3 protein-coding genes, 1 pseudogene and 1 riboswitch are annotated in these 4,097 nt (G+C 73.3%); of the genes and pseudogenes, 1 reads left to right on the top strand and 3 read right to left on the bottom strand.

Annotation, left to right across the window (positions count from 1 at the left end; translation table 11 throughout):
- Positions 1–17: 17 nt before the first annotated feature.
- The 3 genes and pseudogenes from ACFV4N_RS40655 to ACFV4N_RS40645 form a co-directional block, all read right to left on the bottom strand.
- Positions 18–512 (bottom strand): annotated as a pseudogene (locus ACFV4N_RS40655) (ABC transporter ATP-binding protein); the annotation flags it as partial.
- Positions 513–547: 35 nt separating this feature from the next.
- A complete protein-coding gene (locus tag ACFV4N_RS40650) occupies positions 548–1,576 on the bottom strand; it encodes a FecCD family ABC transporter permease (RefSeq protein WP_499678023.1) in 1,029 nt (342 codons plus the stop codon).
- Positions 1,573–2,589 carry an ABC transporter substrate-binding protein gene (locus tag ACFV4N_RS40645; RefSeq protein ID WP_499678022.1) on the bottom strand — a complete coding sequence of 339 codons (1,017 nt, stop codon included), beginning with the start codon at positions 2,587–2,589 and terminating at the stop codon, positions 1,573–1,575. Before ACFV4N_RS40645 ends, ACFV4N_RS40650 begins: the two co-directional genes overlap by 4 nt.
- Before the next feature lie 89 nt (positions 2,590–2,678).
- A riboswitch (cobalamin riboswitch) is annotated at positions 2,679–2,757 on the bottom strand.
- A 606-nt stretch (positions 2,758–3,363) separates the two neighbouring features.
- On the opposite strand from ACFV4N_RS40645, the gene ACFV4N_RS40640 reads away from it, so the two are divergent.
- A partial coding sequence (locus ACFV4N_RS40640) for an RICIN domain-containing protein (protein WP_499678021.1) occupies positions 3,364–4,097 on the top strand: 734 nt, incomplete at its 3' end.

The following is a 4,097-nucleotide window of genomic DNA, read 5'->3' as shown; positions in this document are numbered from 1 at the left end:
TCCGCCTACCACCGCGATCAACACTCCCTAACCCGGCGGCCGCTGCACATGTTTATAAGAGACAGGAGCAGCAGTACACGGGGGCGCTGCGCCAGCGCGGGGGCCCGGTGCGCGCGCTGGCGCTCCCCGCCCGACAGCGTGTGCCAGGACTGGGCGGCCCGCTCGGCGAGGCCGGTCGCCTCCAACGCCTCCCGCACCGCCTCGGCGTCCTCCGCGGTCTCCGCCGACCACGCGCGCCGGTGCGGGATGCGGCCCAGCCGGACCACGTCGAGCACGCTCAGCTCCACCTGCGTGTCGGCCTGCTGCTCCACCACGGCGACCCGGCGGGCGACGGCGCGGCGCGCCAGGTCCGGCAGCGGCGTGCCGTCGAGGGTGACCACCCCGCCCGCGGGCGCGAGGACGCCCGCCAGCACCCGCAGCAGGGTCGACTTGCCCGCGCCGTTTGGCCCGAGCAGCCCGAGCACGGTGCCGGGCGCGCACTCGACGGTCACGCCGTCGAGCACCAGGCGCCCGCCCGCGGCGCGGCTGACGCGGTCGGCGGCCAGCGTCACCTGGGCCTCCTGGTGCGGTAGAGGACGAGCACGAACGCGGGCACGCCGATCAGCGACGTGAGCACGCCGACCGGCACCTCCTGCGGGTCCAGGACGGTGCGGGCCAGGGTGTCGACCCACACCAGGAACACCGCGCCCGCCAGCGCGGAGGCGGGCAGCAGGCGCGCGTGCCCGGAACCAGCCAGCGCGCGGGCGGCGTGCGGCAGGACCAGGCCGACGAAGCCGATCGCGCCGGTCGAGCTGACCAGCACGGCGGTGAGCAGCGCGGTCGTGCACAGCAGCACCACCCTGGTGCGGGCGACCGGCACGCCCAGCGAGGCGGCGGCGTCCTCCCCGAAGGCGAAGGCGTCGAGCGCGCGGCCGTGGCCCAGGCACACCGCCAGCGTCGCCGCGAGCACCGCCGCGCACACGCCGACCTCGGTCCACGACGCGCTCGACAGCGACCCGAGCAGCCAGAACAGCACGCCCTTGGTGGTCTCCGCGTCGGCCGCGGTGAGCACCACGAACGAGGTCAGGGCGGAGAACAGCTGCATCGCCGCGACTCCGCACAGCACCACCCGGTCCACCTGGCCGCCCAGCAGGTGGCTCAGCGCCAGCACCAGCCCGAACGACACCACCGCGCCGACGAACGCGCCCGCGGACAGCGACAGCGCGCCGCCGCCGACGCCGAGCACCACCACGAGCACCGCGCCGGTCGACGCGCCGGAGGACACCCCGAGCACGAACGGGTCGGCCAGCGGGTTGCGCAGCAGCGACTGGAGCACCACGCCGCACACGGCGAGCCCGGCGCCGCACACCGCGGCCAGCAGCGTGCGCGGCAGCCGCAGGTGCCAGACGACGCCGTCGCGGATGGGCGTCAGCACCGGCTCGGCGCCGCGCAGGTGCGCCCACACGGTGCGCCACACGTCGCCGACGCCGATCGAGGCCGGCCCGATGGTGATCGCCACCGCGACCGACACCGCCAGCAGCCCGAGACCGGCGGCGTACCACGGCGCGGCCCGGACCCGTGTCGCCGCGGTCGTCACCCGAGCGGCCCGAACCGGCGCAGGGCCTCGGCGACGCGCTCCACGCCCTCCACGGTGCGCATCGTCGGGTTCAGCGCCTGCCCGCTGAGCGGCACGTACCGCTTCTCCCGCACCGCCCGCATCCGGGAGGTCACCGGGTTGGACTCCAGGAACGCGATCTTCGCCGCCGCGGTCTCCGCGGTCTGGGACTTGCGGGTGAGGTCGCCGATCACCAGCACGGCCGGGTCGCGCTCGACCACGGTCTCCCAGTTGACCTGCGGCCACTCCTCGCGGGTGTCGTCGAAGGCGTTGCGCGCGCCGAGCGCCCGCGTGATCACGCCGGGCGCGCCGCAGCACCCGGCCAGGTACGGGGACTCCGAGTTGGCGAACCAGTACAGGACGGTGGTGCCGGACGCGTCCAGGCCCCCGGTGGCGGCGTCGAGGCGGCGCCGCAGCCCGGACACGACCTCCTCGCCCCGGTCCCGCACGTCGAACAGCGCCGCCAGGTCCCGGATCTCCCGGTAGACGTCGTCCATGGTCAGCGGGGTGCTGCGGGCGCCGTCGCCGTCACCGCTGTTGTCCTTGGCGCCGCAGTCGGCGGGGGAGAGGTAGGTGGTCACGCCCAGCTGCTCGAACCGGTCGCGGGTGGCGACGCCGCCGGTGCCCAGGACGGACTCGAAGGAGGCCGCGACGAAGTCCGGCTCGGCCTCCAGCACCCGTTCCAGCGAGGGCTTGTCGTCCGCCAGGCGCGGCACCCGCGCGTTGGCCTCGGCGAGTTCCGGCAGCACGGGGTCGGTCCAGGTGGCGGTGCCGACCATCCGGTCCGCCAGGCCCAGGGCCAGCATGATCTCCGCGCTGCCCTGGTTCAGCGCCACGGCGCGCTCCGGCGGCCCGGCCACGCGCACGGTGCGGCCGCAGTTCTCCAGCGAGACCGAGGCGCCCGGGTCCGCCGGGGCGCCGGTGGACGGGCCGCCGCAGGCGGACAGGGCGAGCGCGGCCGCGAGGGCGAGGAGGGGGAGGCGAGCGGGTGGCACGAGGCGCACATCCTCAAGCGTCGAGGGCCCGAACGCGGAGCCCGTCCGTACGGTGGCCCCGCCCGGTCACGCCCCGGCGGGGTGCCAGTGGGTACTCGGACTCGGAGCCGGCCCTCGTGGGCGCTCCTCACCGCTGCGCGTCAGTTCCGGTTTCGCACCGGATTCCCCCGCCCGGACCCGCGCGGACGCGGGCTCGGCTGGCCGGGGAAAGCTAACACAGCGCGTGACCGGCCCCGGAAGGGCGAGGCGTCGCGCCGGTCGACGCACCCCCAACGTCGAACAGGTGTTCGATTCCGGAAAATTCCCCCCCGCGGGCAACCCGGGCGGGCGGAGCGCCGTCCTCATGGTGCCGGACCAGTCCGGACGGTATCCGCGTGTCCCGCCGGGCGGGATGCCGCGGGCCGTCCCGGGTTATTTCCGGCGCTTTGTCGAGCGGCCCGTGGGAATGCCCGGGCAAAGCCTTTGAACGTATCCGCGCCGACCTGTTCGACGGTCTGCGGCGGCATTTCTCCGCGCCACCTCGAAGATCGTGCCCCGGAGGGCTCGACCTGGGGCCCTGCTCGGCAACGGGCCAGGTGAACAGCTCCTGAACGGCGTCCCGGCGACGAGCCGCGCCATCCGTCGCGGCTCGGTCACGAGGTGGTCGGCGTCTATCGTTCGGGAGGCCCGATCCGTTACCGGAACATTTCTGCTTGACGACGTGGGGAATTTCTGCGAAGGTTTCCCCGCCCGGTTCGGAGACCGGGCGCTCATCAGTGGGGGAAAGGGTACTCGTTGAAGAAGGTATTCACCCGTTCGGTCGTCGTGGCGGCCATCGGTTTCGCGGCGGTCACCGGTCTGCTCTCCTCGTCGGCCACGGCCGGCGCGCCGCAGCCGGAGACGGACGTCAAGGGCAACACCGTGCGTGAGGTCCTGGCGAAGGTCGGCAAGACCAAGTCGGGCGCGGCCCAGCAGCGCTCGGCCGACGTCTCGGCCAACGCCGAGGAGATCATCATCGAGCTGGAGAACGTCAACAGCAAGAAGTGCTTCGACGTGGTCAACGGCTCCGGTGCGAACGGCGCGGACATCCAGCAGTACACCTGCGTGGGCGTCAACCAGCAGCGGCTGCGGGTGCTGACCCCGGACGCCGAGTGGTCGCAGCTCCAGTTCGTCCACTCCGGCAAGTGCCTGGACGTGCGCGGCGGCAGCCTGGCCAACGGCACGCAGCTCCAGCAGTGGGACTGCACCAGCAACCCGTCGGACCTCCCGTCCCAGCGGTTCCTGCTGGTCAACCAGAGCGACAACTCGGTGGCGATCGCGCCGGAGCGCAGCTGGTACGCCAACGTGCTGCGCCCGAAGTGCGTCGACGTGCGGGACGGTTCGCTGGCCAACGGCGCGAAGATCCAGCAGTGGGCGTGCGCCACGACCCGTGACGACAACTCCGACGTGGTCGGCGCCCAGCGCTTCATCGCTTGGTTCTTTTTTATTATGATCTGCTCGGTCGAGCGACTTTTTTGGGAGTGTATATT

This window comes from Actinosynnema sp. NPDC059797 (assembly GCF_042732085.1).
In the GTDB taxonomy this organism is placed as follows: Bacteria; Actinomycetota; Actinomycetes; order Mycobacteriales; family Pseudonocardiaceae; genus Actinosynnema.
Note: the sequence above shows the minus strand (reverse complement) of the source record. Positions and strands in the feature narration are given on the sequence as shown.